16 protein-coding genes are annotated in these 16,572 nt (G+C 64.0%); 13 read left to right on the top strand and 3 right to left on the bottom strand.

Going from position 1 to position 16,572, the window contains the following annotated elements; genetic code table 11:
- Window positions 1–385 precede the first annotated feature (385 nt).
- Window positions 386–622, top strand: coding sequence for a hypothetical protein (locus IPV69_RS02290; protein WP_206293297.1), 237 nt, complete (start codon window positions 386–388; stop codon window positions 620–622).
- 95 nt (window positions 623–717) lie between these two features.
- On the opposite strand, the gene IPV69_RS02285 is transcribed toward IPV69_RS02290, so the two are convergent.
- From IPV69_RS02285 to IPV69_RS02275, 3 genes are all read right to left on the bottom strand, one after another.
- Complete coding sequence (locus tag IPV69_RS02285; protein ID WP_206293296.1) at window positions 718–1,467, bottom strand: hypothetical protein; 750 nt, start codon at window positions 1,465–1,467, stop codon at window positions 718–720.
- Between the two features lie 41 nt (window positions 1,468–1,508).
- Window positions 1,509–2,126 carry a hypothetical protein gene (locus IPV69_RS02280; protein ID WP_206293295.1) on the bottom strand — a complete coding sequence of 206 codons (618 nt, stop codon included), beginning with the start codon at window positions 2,124–2,126 and terminating at the stop codon, window positions 1,509–1,511.
- Window positions 2,127–2,234: 108 nt separating this feature from the next.
- Entirely contained in the window at window positions 2,235–2,888 is a 654-nt protein-coding gene (locus IPV69_RS02275) for an RNA polymerase sigma factor (protein WP_206293294.1), read from the bottom strand.
- A gap of 203 nt (window positions 2,889–3,091) precedes the next feature.
- Here IPV69_RS02275 and IPV69_RS02270 point away from each other — a divergent pair, with 203 nt between their 5' ends.
- From IPV69_RS02270 to IPV69_RS02215, 12 genes are all read left to right on the top strand, one after another.
- Window positions 3,092–4,213, top strand: coding sequence for an NAD-dependent epimerase/dehydratase family protein (locus tag IPV69_RS02270; RefSeq protein WP_206293293.1), 1,122 nt, complete (start codon window positions 3,092–3,094; stop codon window positions 4,211–4,213).
- Between the two features lie 213 nt (window positions 4,214–4,426).
- The gene (locus IPV69_RS02265) at window positions 4,427–5,836 is read left to right on the top strand and encodes an aminotransferase class I/II-fold pyridoxal phosphate-dependent enzyme (RefSeq protein WP_206293292.1); all 1,410 of its coding nucleotides are present in this window, start codon (window positions 4,427–4,429) and stop codon (window positions 5,834–5,836) included.
- Between the two features lie 1,325 nt (window positions 5,837–7,161).
- On the top strand, window positions 7,162–7,653 hold the full coding sequence (locus IPV69_RS02260) for a hypothetical protein (protein ID WP_206293291.1): 492 nt from the start codon (window positions 7,162–7,164) through the stop codon (window positions 7,651–7,653).
- Between the two features lie 299 nt (window positions 7,654–7,952).
- The gene (locus IPV69_RS02255; protein WP_206293290.1) at window positions 7,953–8,420 is read left to right on the top strand and encodes a hypothetical protein; all 468 of its coding nucleotides are present in this window, start codon (window positions 7,953–7,955) and stop codon (window positions 8,418–8,420) included.
- A gap of 113 nt (window positions 8,421–8,533) precedes the next feature.
- The gene (locus IPV69_RS02250) at window positions 8,534–9,160 is read left to right on the top strand and encodes a hypothetical protein (protein WP_206293289.1); all 627 of its coding nucleotides are present in this window, start codon (window positions 8,534–8,536) and stop codon (window positions 9,158–9,160) included.
- A gap of 42 nt (window positions 9,161–9,202) precedes the next feature.
- Window positions 9,203–9,460 carry a hypothetical protein gene (locus IPV69_RS02245; RefSeq protein ID WP_206293288.1) on the top strand — a complete coding sequence of 86 codons (258 nt, stop codon included), beginning with the start codon at window positions 9,203–9,205 and terminating at the stop codon, window positions 9,458–9,460.
- 164 nt (window positions 9,461–9,624) lie between these two features.
- Window positions 9,625–10,119 (top strand): SMI1/KNR4 family protein, encoded by a 495-nt coding sequence (locus tag IPV69_RS02240; RefSeq protein WP_206293287.1) that lies wholly within the window; start codon window positions 9,625–9,627, stop codon window positions 10,117–10,119.
- A gap of 271 nt (window positions 10,120–10,390) precedes the next feature.
- The gene (locus IPV69_RS02235) at window positions 10,391–10,882 is read left to right on the top strand and encodes a hypothetical protein (protein WP_206293286.1); all 492 of its coding nucleotides are present in this window, start codon (window positions 10,391–10,393) and stop codon (window positions 10,880–10,882) included.
- Between the two features lie 310 nt (window positions 10,883–11,192).
- Window positions 11,193–13,058: a sulfatase family protein gene (locus tag IPV69_RS02230; protein ID WP_206293285.1), complete on the top strand. Its 1,866-nt coding sequence runs from the start codon at window positions 11,193–11,195 to the stop codon at window positions 13,056–13,058.
- Window positions 13,059–13,094: 36 nt separating this feature from the next.
- Window positions 13,095–14,177, top strand: coding sequence for a 3-keto-disaccharide hydrolase (locus IPV69_RS02225; RefSeq protein ID WP_206293284.1), 1,083 nt, complete (start codon window positions 13,095–13,097; stop codon window positions 14,175–14,177).
- A 90-nt stretch (window positions 14,178–14,267) separates the two neighbouring features.
- Window positions 14,268–15,962 (top strand): NADH-quinone oxidoreductase subunit N, encoded by a 1,695-nt coding sequence (locus tag IPV69_RS02220; RefSeq protein WP_206293283.1) that lies wholly within the window; start codon window positions 14,268–14,270, stop codon window positions 15,960–15,962.
- A 24-nt stretch (window positions 15,963–15,986) separates the two neighbouring features.
- On the top strand, window positions 15,987–16,412 hold the full coding sequence (locus IPV69_RS02215; protein ID WP_206293282.1) for a hypothetical protein: 426 nt from the start codon (window positions 15,987–15,989) through the stop codon (window positions 16,410–16,412).
- Window positions 16,413–16,572 lie beyond the last annotated feature (160 nt).

The following is a 16,572-nucleotide window of genomic DNA, read 5'->3' as shown; positions in this document are numbered from 1 at the left end:
CGCACGTTCGGGTCACAGCAAGCGCCTCTGCCCGACTGCTGTATCGTGCGGCCCGTTCCACAACAGGCGACACCGGCACTGCAAACATCGGGTGCGAGTCATGTCACTCTGCCATTGTTGCTGTCCCCGTACGCCGCCGTCGCACGTCACGTAGGCGTCGTCGCCTTTGCCACAGTTTTCCCAGACCTGCCTCTGGCACCGTGGCTGGTCGACGCCGGGCACAACTGTGCGGCGCGAGCACCTCCGATCTCAGCCGGCTAAGTGCCGCCCATCCCGTTCAAGATCCCTACATCACTGATGCTTGTCGCATCTGTCGCTCCGCCTCGCGGGTGTTCCGCGAACGCGGCTTATCGATGCGCAGCATCCCTCTCACAAGGACTAACAAATGAAATCGCTATTTGCTTCGCTCGTGCTGTCCGTTCTGGGTTTGATTGCTGCCGCCATGCCGGCCGCGGGCGGTCCCAAGCCCTCTGGCTGTTGCGCCCCTGACGCCGGGTGCTGCGTGAAGTCCGACGGCTGCTGCCCCGCGCCCTCCGCCAAACCGGCTGTTAAGGCCGAGGCAGTCGACTGCTGCGGCAGCGCGAAGTCCTGCTGTGACGTCAAGGAAGCCTGTTGCGGATAACGCACCGTGCGTTCCACGTTCGTAAGTGCAGCGGACCCGGCATCGCGCGGGTCCGCTGCTTTTCTTCCGCCCATCAGTTCCCGAATGTCACGCCCTCAGGGCTTGCCCGCATCCACCGGAACCCCCGAAGCCGGACTGTGCCCGCCGAGGATCGCCTTGGGCGGCTTGGCCATCTGTTTCTTGAACTCCTCGATCCGCTTGTCCACCCGCGGGGCACGCCCTTCGGGTGTCAGGTGCTCGAGCCGGTCGAGTTCTTCTTCGACCGGCTTCAACGCAGCCGGGACCTTCATCGATTCAAGTTCGGCTTTGACCCGAAGCAGCCGCTCTCTTTTCCAGTGGTCGCGGTTCGAGATCAGGCGGTCTACCTCCAGCCGCAACTGGCGTTCGCGATCCTCGGGATTGTTGCCCGAGCGAAGCTCCTGGAGCGTGGAGTAGATGCGGTCCTCGATCGCGATCGCGTCGATCTCGAGCTTCCACCGGACAGGGTCGCTCCGTTCCACCTTCTGAAGCGTGCGATACCGCTGGGCAATCTGCTTTCGCAAATTCTGCTTGAGCGGCTTATCCGGCAGGCTCAGATACATCTCCCACTTGCTCGGAGAGTTCGCCCGCATGAATTGCTCCAGCGCGGTCCACTCCTCCTGGGTGATGACGATCTCTTCGCCCGGGCGACGAATCGGCTTGGTGCGCGGTTCCCCGTTGCCGGCCGGCAGTTCTGATCCCAGCCCGGGGCGCGTCACTTCCTGCCCCGGCTGGGCGAGCAGCGTGGCCGACGCCGTCGCCGCGGTGAAGAGGCCGACCAGAGCCAGTCGTCTAAGGTTGCGGGATTGAAGTTTGTGTGTCGGCATCGGTGGTCGTCCCCACATACAACGACAAGCGCCGGACGCGGTCAGGGCGCGCTGCCGTCGTCGGCATCGGCGATCAGGGGGATCTCAAAGAACGGCCGCTCGGTGCTGACGATCGCCTCGTCCGAGGTCGGCGGCATCGGCACATTGACGGCTGCCTCGTCTTCTACTTCCAGGCCCATCGCCAGCGACGTCGCGGCGTGCAGCGCCAGCGCGTTTTCGTTGCCTTCGGCGTTGAGATCGGGCAACCCGTCGACCTGAACCATCCGCGACGCCGACGGTGGATTGAGATACGTGATCAGCGCCGCCACACCGAGTCCCAGTGCCACGACCGCCGCCACCGCCGATGCCCAGCCCCATCGCCGATGCGTCTCCAGCGGCGATCGGACCGGCTCGGACGCCGCCGGCCGCACCAGTTGCCAGCCCCGGATCGCATCGACCGCACGACGGGTCGCGTGCTCCGCATTGAGGCCGTCGAATGCGTCAGCGCTCTCGAAACGCTGCTCAACCAGGTCAAGATCGGCCAGGATCGCATCAAGCCGCGCCTGCAGGCCGGCTTCCTGCTGCAACTGCTCTGTCACGGTTTGACGGTCCCGCGGCGGAAGCTCGTCGGCCGCATACATCAGCAGCAGCGCTTCGGAATCGGGAAGTTGTGATCGCAATGAACTCAAGGTGAGTGTCCTTCAAACGTTTTGGTCATGAGCGATCGGTTGGTTCCTGGGTCCTGCCCGGACTTCTTAAGGTCCGGGATCTCGTTTCCTTGGCGCGTTCTACTCGTCCATCAACTGCCGTAGCTTGATCATCGCCTTGTGGACCCGGCCCAGCGCGGTATTGAGCGGGCAGCCCAGCAGCTTGGCGATGTCGATGAACTTCATATTGCTGTAGTACCGAAGCGCCAGCACCTGCCGCTGACTCTCAGGCAGCTTGTTGATCGCATGGATCAACTTCTGCTGCATTTCCTTTCCCTGGGCCTCTTCACCGGCCCACGGGGTGGTCTGATCCTTCACCAGGCGAAGCCCGTCCTTGGCCGCCCGTTCTCTTCCCCGCGACCGCCACAGGTCGTTCGCCTTGTTCGTGGCGATCCGGAAAAGCCAGGCCTTGAACCCGCCGGCCGGTGCACCCGACTCGTTCGACTGCGACGCCAGCGCCGGATCGAACTTGTCGAGATTGTCCAGCACGCTCATCCAGGTCTGCTGGTGCAGCTCTTCGGCCAGGTCGTCGCCCACGAGCCGCTGCAGATATCGCAGCAGCGGCTGGGCGTATCGTCGCACCAGCGCGTCGCCGGCCGACAGGTCACCGGCACGCACACGCAGCAGCAACGCTTCGTCCGTCATCGGAAGCGAAACCGACACCGCGGACTCCAACGCAGGAGCGCTTGCGGTGACGGCCGAAGTCTTCGACTGGCGGGCGATACTCTTTGCCATCGTCGGTCTTCAATAAAGCCGTCACTTCATCAACGCACCGGGCGACATGTTATTCCCGGCCGATTGGTGACGACGCCGTTCTCATTCACGGCGTCGCAGACGGACGCCCCGATCATACCGAAACTTACGCACAGTAAACCGAAAACCCGAAGGACATTATCGGACACCGCCGATTCCGTGAAATCCGATCTAATTCTTTGGGTTTGACTTTCCATCCCGAACCCGGCATGGTCCGCACCGGCTCCATCCGGGCCGGCAGTCCGTCGCAGCGTTCGCGGCCGTTCCTGCGGACGCCGGTGTTCTGCCCGCCTGGTGCCACCACGAGAACCGAGTTGAAAACCGTCTTCATCACCGGCGCGACCGGATTCGTCGGCAGCCACACGGCGCGACTGTTCATCCAGAACGGCTGGCAGGTCCGGGCGCTCGTCCGCCGACCCGACAAGCCCGGACTCCTTCCCGAGGGCGCGACTGCCGTCGCCGGCGGCCTGGCGGATGCCGCGTCCTACCGTGCGGCACTGGAAGGCTGCGACGCGGTGGTGCACATCGCCGGCCTGGTCAAGGCCCGAACCTTCCGCGAGTACCTCGCCGTTAACGCCGACGGTGCCCAGGCCGTCGCGCGGGCGGCGGCCGAGGTCTGCCCGTCGGCGATGTTCGTCCACGTGTCGTCGCAGGCCGCCGCCGGACCCGCCCGAGGCGGCGTCGCGGTTCGCGAAACCGATATTCCCGCCCCGGTCTCCTGGTACGGCAAATCCAAGCTCCAGGGCGAGCAGGCCGTCGCTCAGGTCCTCCGTGGACCCTGGTGCGTCGTCCGGCCGACCGTCGTCTATGGCCCCGGCGATCCCGGCATCCTGGAGCTGTTCAAACCGATCCAGAGCGGCTTTGCCCCGATCGTCGCCGGCGGCCGGGCCCGGGTCCAACTGATTGACGTCGCCGACCTCGCCCGCATCCTGTATGCCGCCGCGATCCGTCCCGATCTGACCGGCCGTCACGGATTTGCAGGAAACGATGTTGCAACGATGGGGTCGCTCGTGTCGTATATCGCGAGCCTGCGAACCAGTCCCCCTTGGAAGGTTCCCATCCCGGCAGCCTTGCTCCGGGTCGCTGGTTACTGGGAAACCCTCCGGCAATGGGTGACCCGCCGGGCTCGGCCGTTCAACCACGACAAGGCCCGCGACATGCTCCAGGCCGACTGGATCTGCGATGCCAACCCGTGGTTGAACGACCTCGGCATTGATAACATGCGGCCTTGGCAAGAGGGAATTCACGCACTCTGCCGATGTTACGTGCGGGCCGGTTGGTTGCAGCCGAACGTTTGGACTGTATAAATCCTTCATGAATGCCGTGTTTCTCACGCGACACGGCGGCTCGGACACGCAAGAGCGTTCTTCAACTCGCTGATAACGGGTTGATTCCAGACGGTGGTGGTCGAGGGTATCGACTCCATGAAACGCCGGCACTCTGACCGGCAGGAAACCGGTTGAGCCTGTTTCCGGACGTAAAACCAGAACCCTCGGCACCATCCGGGAAGGGGTGTCGTTTTGACCCGTATGACGAAGAGCCCAACCCCGAAGACCGAGTCCCTGACTCCCTCCCCCTCCAGCAACGGCCACCTGGTCTCGGGCAATGGTCATCCTGTCTCCACCAACGGCCATGCTGCCAACGGCAACGGCCACGCCAGCAACGGGCAGGCAACTAATGGTCAGGCGACCAACGGCCAGCCCGCCGCCGCGCCGCGCGTCCGCCCCGCCGGCATCGCGCTGTTCGACAAGGTCAAGGCCTACGACATTCCCGCCAAGATCAAGGCGGCCGGCGTCTGGACCTACTTCCGCGCCCTCGAATCGGCCCAGGATCCCGAAGTCTATATTGACGGCAAGAAACTGGTGATGCTCGGGTCGAACAACTACCTCGGCCTCACCAACGATCCCCGCGTCAAGGAAGCCGCCATCGACGCCGTCCGCCGCTACGGCACCGGCTGCGCCGGCAGTCGGCTGCTCAACGGCACCATGAAGATCCACGAAGAGCTCGAAGAAAAGCTCGCCGACTTCATGGGCAAGCAGGCCGCCGTCACCTTCTCGACCGGCTTCCAGGTCAACCTCGGCACGATCTCCTGCCTGCTCGACCGCCGCGACATCGTTTACCTCGACAAGCAGGACCACGCGTGCATCATCGATGGCGCACGTCTCGGCCTCGGTGAAATCCGCAAGTTCCGTCATAACTCCCCCGCCGACCTCCGCCGGATGATGCAGGCCGATGAAGCCTCCGACGCCGGCAAGGGCGGCGGCAAGCTCGTCGTCGTGGACGGCGTCTACTCGATGGAAGGGGACATCTGCCCCCTCCCCGAGATCGTCGACATCTGCAAAGACTACGGCGCTGCGGTCATGGTGGACGACGCCCACGGCATCGGCGTCCTCGGCGACGGCCGCGGCACCTCACGCCACTTCGGTGTCGATGACGACGTCCAACTGATCATGGGCACGTTCTCCAAGAGCATGGCCTCGGTCGGCGGCTTCGTCTGCGGCGACCGCGAGACGATGGACTTCGTCAAGCACCGCGCCCGCACCAACATGTTCAGCGCCGCCCCCAGCCCGGCCAACGTCGCCGCCGCCAGCATCGCCGTCGACATCATGAAGACCGAGCCCGAGCGCCGCGAGAAGCTCTGGAAGAACACCCAGTTCATGCTCGCCGGCTTCCGCGCCCTCGGCTTCGACACCGCCGACAGCAACACCCCGGTCATCCCCGTCGTCGTCGGCGAAGACTTCACCGCGTTCGCGATGGCGACCCGGCTTCACCAGGAAGGCGTCTTCGTCAACGCCGTCGTCAGCCCCGCCACTCCTCCGGGCCGTGCCCTGTTGCGGACGAGCTACATGGCGACCCACGAAGAGTCACACCTGAGCTTCGCCCTCGACAAGTTCGCCAAGGTAGGCCGCGAGTTCGGCGTCATCGCCTGACAACCAGCCCGCCAAACGAACCCAGCATGGTCGGACAACCCTCGATCAGCGCGACCACGACACCCGATCAGATCGACCACGACACCCGTGAACGGTTAGCCGCGACGCGGAGCGGAGCGTTCGCGCAACCTCGCCGAACGAACCCAAGACTGAAGACGAACACCGAAAACTAAACATCGAACACCGGATCGCCACGCTTAGATTGCCGAACGAACCCAGCGCAACCCCGCCGAACGAACCCGAGGCGAAAGTAGGGTGGGGTTCACCCCACCGCACCCCGCAGACCCCCGGCGATGCTCCCGCCGTCCGATGTCCCGCCCCGCGCCAATCGAACCCACCGCAACCCCGCCAAACGAACCCGAGAACCGCTCGCCGAGCGACCCCGTCAGTGACACGGGCTTCCAGCCCGTGCATGGTGCGTGATGCTTCAAGCAGCCGTTCATTCTGCATCTCTTTTCCTATCAACCAGTAAATAGTTGGCAGTGATGACGATGTAATAGAAGCTCGGAGGTCATCGTTCGGAGCACCGATCGACCACAACGTCGCACGCACGGGCTGGAAGCCCGTGTCACTGACAGAGCCGTCGTCAATCCCTGACATATGTCCCTCCTGCCGAACGAACCCGAGACCACACCGGCAAACCCGGGGCGCAGAGAGTACGCTGCGCCCGCGGCTTGGTGGCCGAACGAACCCAAGACAACATCGCCGAACGAACCCAAGTGATCGATCAGCCTGCCCACGTCGTCTCTTTCGCGTCCAAGCCTGTCGGTCTCCTCAAAGCACCAACACCACCACCCCGGCCCGACCGACACCGATCGTCCAGGGACAGCAGTCTCCATGGAGTAGACGCTAAAGCCGACAGATCACACCCGCCGACCGGCGCATGGAGGAAGGACGCCGCCCGTCCCAAGGCGACGCCGAATATTGTTCTATATATGTTAGGTGCACGGCCGCTAAAGACAAGCAAAATCCGTCAGTCGTCAGTCGTTCGGATTCCGGGTGGCATGGGCAAGCGTACCCGCTTGCCCGTGGCGATCGCCGACCGACGCTCTTGTCACCGGCAACCGGCGGAACTGTTCAACCCAGCGGATGTATCGCTCGCGGGTAGAGCGAGCCGGATAAGCCAGCCGACAGGCACGATCGAGGCGTTCGACGAGGTTCACGCAGCAAATGTTACAGTTTTGTTCGGCCTGAACAAGATAATTCTTGCTGTCTCTTGCGAATTCGTTGATGGCACTAGCGCCAGCGGCTATTGTCCAGAGGACCATCCGCGCGGGGTGTCCGGGCGGTTAGGATAAACAAAGGTTATCCCGCGGGACGCGGCTATGAGCGGCATCGCAGCCGAGAGCCTTTTAAAGCCCACGACCGAAGCCGACGTGCTCGGATTGTGGACGGGTCCCGCCTTCGAGTCGCACCCGGAACGGCGGCACGTCTACGAGGGGATGCGCCAGCAAGTGAGGGATCTCGCGGCGACGATGCGGCCGGGTGACGACCTGCGGTGGTACGACCAGGGCGGTTGGACAGGTCTTGCGGTCGTCCGGTCGGGGATGGTCGTCGGCCATGTGCCCCTACACGAGACGATCATCCCACACTGCTACTACGAGCTGATCGTACAGTTCGCAGGGCCACGGGCAACCGCCAAGGAACTGATGGCGCTCCGGAAGCTGGACCCGACCTTGCGGGACACGCCCCTGCCGTCAGTGGTGTCGCTCGTCGGTGACGCGCCGACATGGAACCTCGGGCGGTTCTACGAGTACAACGTCGAGGACGCGGAGCGGCAATGCCGCGAGCTGGGCCTGAAGACCGAGCGCATCTGAGTAGTCGGTGGTCCGGCCGCGGGATAACCCGACAACTATGAATCCCGCTCTTGGTCAACAGTAAATTTTGAGCGCGCGGTCCTGACGCCACCGTTCGAACTAGGCATTTGGGCCTTTACGACTTTGTCTCAGACTACGAATACCAGCTTGTGCAGAAAGCCGGGGAGTGGCGAATTGCTTCACTACTCTATGTCGACGACACTGAGAAGTACGAGTGCTTGTAAAGAGGCTGGCTTACGACGCACTGCCACGGTGCCAGGCCGGCCGTGAAATGCTGATCCGTTAGCCTGCGGGGAACGATGCTCGCGAAGGTCGAAGACAATCCAGTTGCTCCGGACGCTCTTTGGTGGCCGGCGATGAACTTCGACCAATTCAGATGGGATGGCACCATCGGTCGGTACGAACTCCGAATCCCGAGAGCGGACTTTGTGCAACGGCTTTCGGGCGTCTACGCGCAGTGTGTTCGTGAATTACAGGAGGACGATCGCCTCGTAGCCGATCAACAACGCTCGCCATTACGAGACGCCGGGTATCCTTCGCTAGAGACGGTCCTCGATAACGCCGAAACGACGTTCGAATTGGTCGAGGTCTTCATCTATGAGAACGTCTTCGAGGCGTTTTTGCCGCACCCGCCTTCGGCTAAAGCGCGGTTCATGATCAATTCGGTGGACGAAGTCGCGTCGACTTCTGAATCGGTGTTGATCCGCGGTCGCGGATATCATGGTGGACCGGGCTTCGCAAACTGCGGCGGTCCGGCCGCAGGCTAACCCAACACTGCAGTGGACCGGCCGGGCGCGCGTCGCGGTCGTCGTAATTCGAGTGGTCGGTGCTTGTCCGGCCGCTGGACGTCGGTCCGTTGTCCCGCTACAGGAGCGTGTTCGTGCTAATCGTCCGCTGGCTGTCAGCAACCGCGTTGATCGGGTTCGTTGCGGTTGTTGCCTTTGCGCAAACGACGCAGCGTACAACTCAGCGTCTGTTGAAGGCTGGAACCCTCATTAAGGTTGACGGGACGCTACTGGTGATTCAGCCCTCGTGGCGGCCACCCGACGCGCCGCCCATCGCCGTGGAGACCGACCAACAGGCTCGAGTGATTCTCGACAATGAGAGGAGCGCGTTGGACAAGCTTCAGGGTGGGATGGACATAACTGCCAGGCGGGAAGCCCCCACGGATCAAGAGCCAAAGCCGCCATTGATCATCCACGCATGGTCACCGTCATCGACTGGTCTAATCAGCAAGGTGGACGGCGGTGCAATTCATCTCAGGAAGGCACCGAGCGGCACCGGGCCAGTGTCGCCCGTCGTTCAAGCGGACAAGGATACAAGGATCATCCGCATCGCCTCCTTCGTGGGCGCCACATGGGACGAAGGTGGCCCAATGAAGCTCGATGAGTTGAAGCCGAATATGCTAGTGAAGGCGATGCCTCCGAAGGGCGTTGCCTCCAGAATCTTCGTGTGGCCGGCCCGCGTTCCGCCGCAGGCGACCACTGCACCGACGAAATGCCGCTAACGGTGCCGGGCCCACCAGTGAATGTCAGTCCGTTAGCTCGCCATGGCCCAGCCGCTGTACAACCACGAAAACCTCTGGCACTCCAACGCCAACTTGCTGGGCGGCTTCAACTGCAAAGACTGCGATGCGTTCCTCACTTGGAACGACGAGATGTTGGCCGGATTCGGCGACGAGGAGGATGAGTTCCTGCGCGGTTGTGTCGCGGTTTCCGCCCGAGCCCAGGCGGACGGCTGGGAACTGCTGGCTGAGGAATGGAACTTCGTGTGTCCTGCTTGTACGGCCCGACGACGGGCGGGATAATCAGGCATTGCAGCGGACCGGGCGGGCGTCGCGGTCCTTGTCGTTCAAGAGTACGTCCGGTGCCCGCCCGGCCGCTGAACGTCTGTCCGTTAGTCAGCCAGTTGATTTGGAGCGGCGCGAGCGGCCGGGCCGTTAAGCGGCACGACGTTATTCGCCGTACGGCTATGTCGACGATCGAAGATATTGTTCGCCGCGCAAAAGTAAACCCGCTCTGTCACCTGCTTCCGCCTGCGGGTGCGCCGAACATTCCTAAACCCTTCAAGCTTCCGACAGAAGTAACGCGTTTCTACGATCTGTGCGGCGGCATCGGACTTCTCGACAAGGTCGGTGACCCTTACCCGCGGTATCAGATTGTGGCCCCCTCCGAAGTGGTAAACGTCTGCATGGCCACGATCGGCGATGAATACTATTTGGAACCACCCCTGGACGGTTGGTTCGGCATCGGCAAGCCGGACGGCTCGGATGCTGTGGTCGTCGATTTGAACGAAGACGGTTATGGTCGCTGTTACGATGTGTTTCACGAAACGTTCGCTGATCCGAATGCGGCCAAGGTCATCGCCCTGACCTTTACCGAGTTCCTTGAAAACCTGCTGCGCCTCGGGCGGAATCATTGGTTGAAGGAGGATTTCAAAGGCTACGGGTGTTACGGCGCCGGGTGACTAGCCACGCACTGTAACGAACGGCGTCTTCATGCCGCAGGACGAACGCCGCGTCGCCCGTTACACGCCAAAAGGATTGCTCCAACGCAAGTGCCGCGGCTTGTTCACGTTGCACCGGCGAGGGGTCGTTTACGGACCGCTGGCCGGGTTCGTCGAATAACCTGACCGGGCCGGCGGTATCGTTGCTGTGGGTCGAGAGCGGCGCGAGCGCCCGCCCGGCCGGTCAACGCGGCGGCTACAGCCGACGCTTCTTCTCCTAACGGGAGTCAAGATGAACCCCTTACTCTACTGTGTCGCTTTCACCTGTCTTTTGGCTGTCACGGCTCCCGACGCACCGAAGCCCGATGTCGCGGCCGTCGCCCAGGGTCAGGAGCCTGCGCTGCCCGAGCCAGCCACCCGGCTGAAGGCCCTTGCCGGGCAGTTCGCGGTCGTCCGGCTGGATAGCCATAAGGCGCAGGGGGTCGACCTGGCCGAAGCGCTCGGGCTGAAGAAAGGGGCCGAGGTCACCATCCGCGGGAACGAGTTGCGATCCGGCACAGAGGTGCTGGCGACCCTGACGACCGACTTCTCGGCGACGGGGTTGGACCTGGACAAAGAGGTTCACGTCAGCCGCCATCCGGTGCTGCTGACCCTGCCGAGCGGCAAGGGGCTGTTGTGCGCGTCTGAGAATGACGCCGAACGCGGGTTCGTCCTCGTTCACCCGCACAACCTGAAACGCAACTCCGAGGGCACGTTCATGTTCCTGAAACGGGTCGGAAAGTAGCTTCGTCGCGGTCCAGTTCGAGTGAAGAAAACGGGACAGGGGACAGGGCCAATTGGAGCCTGACCGATAACTGGACCTGTCCCGCTTTCAGTTCCGGGTTCGTTCGGCTGTTTTGAACTGCTGCCTTGGGTTCGTTCGGCAATGGAAATCTTCCGGCCCGCGTGGAATGAGAATTCCCGTTCAACTCATGGCATCACCCGGGGGTAACGGAGATGCATCGATCAGTCAGCGAAGCTGTCATCACGAATCGAAAAAGGACCAGTCGATGAAGTTACCTTATGTGTTCATACTTTCCCTATTTCTCGCCCCGATGTCGCTTCAAGCTGCCGAAGCGAATCGCCCGAACGTGGTGATCATCTTCATCGACGATCTCGGTTACGGCGATATCGGCCCCTACGGCGCGACAAAGCAGAAGACGCCGAACCTCGACCGCATGGCCCGCGAGGGGATGAAGCTGACGAGTTTCTACGCCGCGCCGGTCTGCTCTGTTTCGCGGGCGCAACTCCTGACCGGCTGCTACGGTGCGCGGGTCTCGGTTCCCGCCGTCTATTCTCCCGGCGGCGCCAATGGCCTGAACCCCGCCGAGCACACCATCGCCGAGCGACTGAAGGAGCAGGGCTACGCGACCATCTGCATCGGCAAGTGGCACGTCGGCGATCAGCCGGAGTTTTTGCCGACGCGCCAGGGCTTCGACCATTATTTGGGCATCCCCTACTCCAACGACATGCAGAAGGTCGCAACCGCCACCGGCCAGCGCGTGGTGCCGCTTGTGCGCGACGACAAGGTCGAGGAGCTGCTGACGGATGAGGCGCAGAGCAGGATTGTCGAGAAGTACACCACCGAGGCCGTCGGGTTCATCCGCACCAACAAGGACAAGCCGTTCCTGCTCTATCTGCCGCACACCGCCGTGCATACGCCGATCCATGCGGGCGAGAAGTTCCGCGGCAAGTCGGCCAACGGCCGGTTCGGCGACTGGGTGGAGGAAGTCGACTGGAGCGTCGGCCAGGTCCTCGACACGCTGACGGAATTGAAGCTGCAGGAGCGAACGCTGGTCGTCTTCACCAGCGACAACGGACCCTGGGCCATCAAGGGCCCCGACGGCGGCAGCTCCGGCCCGCTGCGCGGATCGAAGGGGAGCACCTGGGAAGGCGGCGTACGCGTGCCGACGATCGCCTGGTGGCCAGGCCGGATCGCAGCGGGCACCACCTGTGATGCCGTCGCCGGCACGATCGACCTCCTGCCGACCGCGGTCGCCCTTGCCGGCGGAAAGCTGCCGGCGGAACCAGTCATCGACGGCCGCGACCTCTCTCCCCTGCTGTTCGGCAAGTCGACCGAATCGCAGCGCGAAGCGCACTACTACTTCTCCGGCTACAACCTGCAGGCCGTGCGTCAGGGCCCGTGGAAGCTGGCGTTCGCCGTGCAGCCGGAGATCAAAGGGCAGGCCGCGGCAACCGATGTGGTCGATGGCAAGCCACGCCTGTACAACCTCGACCAGGAAATCGGCGAGAAGACCAACCTCGCCGACAAGCACCCCGACGTCGTCGCCAAGCTGGCAGCGCTGGCGGAGAAGATGAAGTCCGAACTTGGCGGCACGAGCCCCACCGCCCGCCGGCCGCCCGGTGTCGCCGCCAAGCCGACGACGCTCTATCCCACCGAGAACGCCAAGCCCACAGCCAAGCCCGGCAAGAACAACAAGCCACCCGCCGCCGGCAAGCCGCAGTCGCTCGACACCGCCAGGATCGGCGACGTCATCCCGTCGGCCAACGCCCCCGCGATCGGCGGCAAGCCGTTCACGATCTCCTGCACCGTCGACACCATGCAGCGCGACGCCGTCATCGTGGCGCATGGCGGACTGTCGGTCGGTTACGCGCTGCACATCAAGGACGGCAAAGTGGCGTTCGTCGTCCGCACCAGCCGCGACGGCGTCACCGAAATCGTTTCCCGCGACGCGTTCACCGGAACCGCGACGATCACGGCAAGCCTCGGTGCCGACGGCGCGATGAAACTCACTGTCAACGACGAGCCCCCGGTGACCGGCAAGGCGGCCGGCCTGCTCCCCAATCACCCCGCCGAGGACTTCAGCATCGGCCACGACGCCGGCCGGCCGGTGGGGAGCTACACGGCGAAAGAGGCATTGAAGGGGACGGTGCGGAATTTGAAGATTGCCGTCGAATGAATGCCAGCGATGCCCACCATCAACGGAGCGATGAACTTGAGATCCCACTGTAAACTTCGCCTGACCTGCACCGCTCTGCTCGCACTGGCCTTCGGCCACGCGCTGATCGCCGCCGACCCTACGCCCGCGGCATCACCCGCGGCGCCACCTGCCGCCAACGAGAAAATCGTCCCCGAGTTCAGCCGCGGCGTCGGGCCTGGTTGGTTTGATCTCACCGGCAAGGACTTCCTCAACGTCAACTGCTGGGACGACACCTGGGTCTGGAAGGAGGGCCACGCCTTCTGCACCGGCCGGCCGACGGGCGTCATTCGCTACAAGGAGCCGCTCACCAACTTCGAGTTCTCGTGCGAGTGGATGCACAAGAAGAAAGGGGGCAACTCAGGGATCTTCGTCTGGGCCAGCCCCGAATCGATCCTGAGCCTGACCAAGGGCAAGGGCAGCCTGCCGCATGGCATCGAGGTGCAGGTGCTCGACCTGGGTTACAAGGAAATCTACGAGGCGCAGTTCAAGAAGCCCGGCAACTGGTTCACCAGCCATGGCGATGTCTTCCCCGTCGGCCCGGTCAAGATGAAGCCGTTCCCGCCGGTCGCACCCGACGGCCAGCGTGCCTTCCCGTCGAAGGAAACCACGCTGGGGATCAACAACTGGAACCACTACTACATTCGCGCCATCGACGGCGAAGTACGCTTGTGGGTTAACGGCGAGCAGGTGTCGGGCGGCAACGGCATCTCGCCGGCGTCCGGCTTCCTGTGCCTCGAGTCCGAAGGCGCGCCGGTGGAGTTTAAGAACCTGCGGCTGCGCAAGCTGCCGCCGATGGAGACGAAGCTGCCCAGGGACATGGAGATCCCCGTACCCGTGATCGTCAACCCCGCCAACCGCCCGGCGGTGAAGCTCGACGGCCACGCCATCCTCGGGACATGGGAGTATCAGGGCACCTACACCCGCGAGTTCCTCGCCGACGGCCAGTGCATTCTGCGCGACAAGACGACCGTCATCTGGACGCGCAAGTGCGTGGAGAAGACGGCAGCCACAGTGACCCTCGAAGGCGGCCTGGAGCACAAGCTCGAAGGCGACAAGCTGAAGATCGAGGGGCGGTACGAGGCGACCCGGCGTAAGTGATCCCTGGCTGCTCCGTTGGTTCCTCTCGCGGGACGGGTGGATCGCCTCGTTGTCGTCCAGCGTCGTCCATCGTCTCCCTCACCCTCCCACTTGACCGATCGGGCCCGTTCGCCGAAGCTCGCGCGGCTGATGCAGCTTCCCCCTTACATCCCTGCCTGGACCGACCTGCGGCCGTTTGTGGCGGACGTGGTGCTGATCGCGACGGCGGTCGCCGTGCTGATCGTGCCGTTCTTTACCCGCAAGGCCAATTCGGCGACGGGCGTCGTCACGCTCGCGGGGCTGGTGGCCGCGCTGGTGGCGGTCGGCCCGGCCGACGGCGGCTCGGTCGGAGGGGGCCGGTTCGCGCCCATGCTGGCCGCCGACGGCGTGGCCTTTGCCTGGAAGTGCATCCTGCTGCTGTTCGTGATCGGCGTGGTGGTGCTCTGGTTCGCTTCGAGTCGGGCCGACCTGCCAGCGGGTGATGGCGCGGATGCCGGGGCGGAGGACGGGCGGAGCGACCGTCCGGACGACGGGCCGGAGTTCTTCCTACTGCTGATCTGCGCCACCCTGGGCATGTCGCTGATGGGGTCGGCGGCGAACCTGCTGATGCTTTTTATCGCCGTCGAACTGGCGTCGCTGCCCAGCTACGTGCTGGCGGGGTTCCGCAAGAACAACCGCACGAGCGCCGAGGCGGCGCTGAAGTACGTCCTGTTCGGCGCGGCCGCCAGCGGCGTGATGGTCTGGGGGCTGTCGCTGCTGTACGGCGTGTGCGGGACGCTGAATCTCTACTCGTCGGCCGATCACGGCACGCACGTGGCCGGTGTCGCCGAGCAGGTGTTCCGGCAGTCGCACGCCAGCCCCCTGCTGCTGATCGGGCTGCTGGCACTGGTGGTGGGGCTGGCGTTCAAGATCTCGGCGGTGCCGTTTCACCTCTGGTGCCCGGACGTATTCGAAGGGGCCGCCGTGGAAGTCACGACGTTCCTTTCGGTGGCCAGCAAAGGCGCGGGACTGGTGCTGCTGCTGCGGGTGGCCGTCGCGCTGGGCGAGGCGGCCGGATTCGCTCCGACGACGCCGAACGTCATGCTGGCGTGGGTGCTGGGCCTCATGGGCGTGCTGACGTGCACCGTCGGCAATACGGCGGCGTACGTGCAGACGAATCTCAAGCGGCTGCTGGCGTACAGCTCGATCGCGCACGCCGGGTACATGCTGTGCGTGGTGGCGATGGTGGTCGTGGCGCCGCGCAGCATGGGCGTTGCAGGGGGCACTGCGGCGTCGGCGGCGCTCCTGTTTTACCTCGCGGTCTACCTGTTCATGAATCTCGGCGCGTTTACCGTGGTCGCAATCGTCGGCCGGCAGTCGGGCGAAACGTTGGAGCACTTCAGCGGGCTGGGCCGGCGGTCTCCCGTCCTCGCGATGTGCATGACGCTCTGCTGTTTCAGCCTGATCGGCCTGCCGCCGCTGGCGGGATTCACGGCGAAGTTCAACCTGATGGCGACGCTCGGCTCGGCCGGCGGCTGGTGGTGGGGTCTGGTCGCGGCGATCGCCGTGAACACGCTGCTGAGCCTCTACTACTATGTCCGCGTCATCCGCACCATGTACCTGGAAGACGCCGGCAAACCCCGCCTGACCCGCAGCCCGCTGGGGACGGGGCTGGCGATGGCGTCGGCGGCGATGTTGCTGGCGCTGTTCGTTGGGTCTAACGTCCTGACGCGATGGACCAGCGGCCATGCGGTGCTGCGGCCGTCGGTCTCGGCACCGATGCCGATGCCGGTTCCCGGGGCGGTGGCGGTTGTGGAATCGCCTTAACGTCCGGATCGTTTCCGCTCAACCATGCCCGCACTCGATACGATCGCCGACGTGCTCAACGACCTGCTGGGGGCAGAGTTGGGATCGCTGTTCGCGTCGGCGGTGGCGAGCGGGTCGCACGCCGGGTTGCGCGGGGCGGGGCTGCGGCGGACGATGCAATATGTCGCCGAGGCGGACGCGCGCCGAGCCGGTGACGTTGCGGCGCTGATCGAATCGCTGGGGCTAGAACCCGCACCATCGAGACAGCAGCAGGAACCGGTCGAGTCGTACCTGTCGATCGACTACATCCTGCCCCGGCTGATCGCGGACAAGCAGTGCACGCTGCAGGCGTATCGAGACGCGGTGGCGCAGCTCAGCGAGGTGTCGGAATCAATCGCCGCCCTGCTCCGACGGCACCTTACGGAACACGCGGGGGAGCTTGAGATACTGGCGGGGGATGGGTCGGTGTAGCGCCGCCCGCCCACCAACCCGAAGACTTACCACGAAGTCACGAAGGACACGAAGAGCCACGAAGAGGAGAGGATGACAATCTATTTCCTCGCTTCTTCGTGTTCCTTCGTGCCCTTCGTGCCTTCGTGGTAAGTCTTCAAGCCGGCAGGCGATCGGTCCG

Origin of the sequence: Humisphaera borealis, assembly GCF_015169395.1 — a bacterium.
Taxonomy (GTDB): Bacteria; Planctomycetota; Phycisphaerae; order Tepidisphaerales; family Tepidisphaeraceae; genus Humisphaera; species Humisphaera borealis.
The sequence above is the reverse complement of the archived record's forward strand: the minus strand, read 5'-3'. Positions and strand labels throughout refer to the sequence as shown.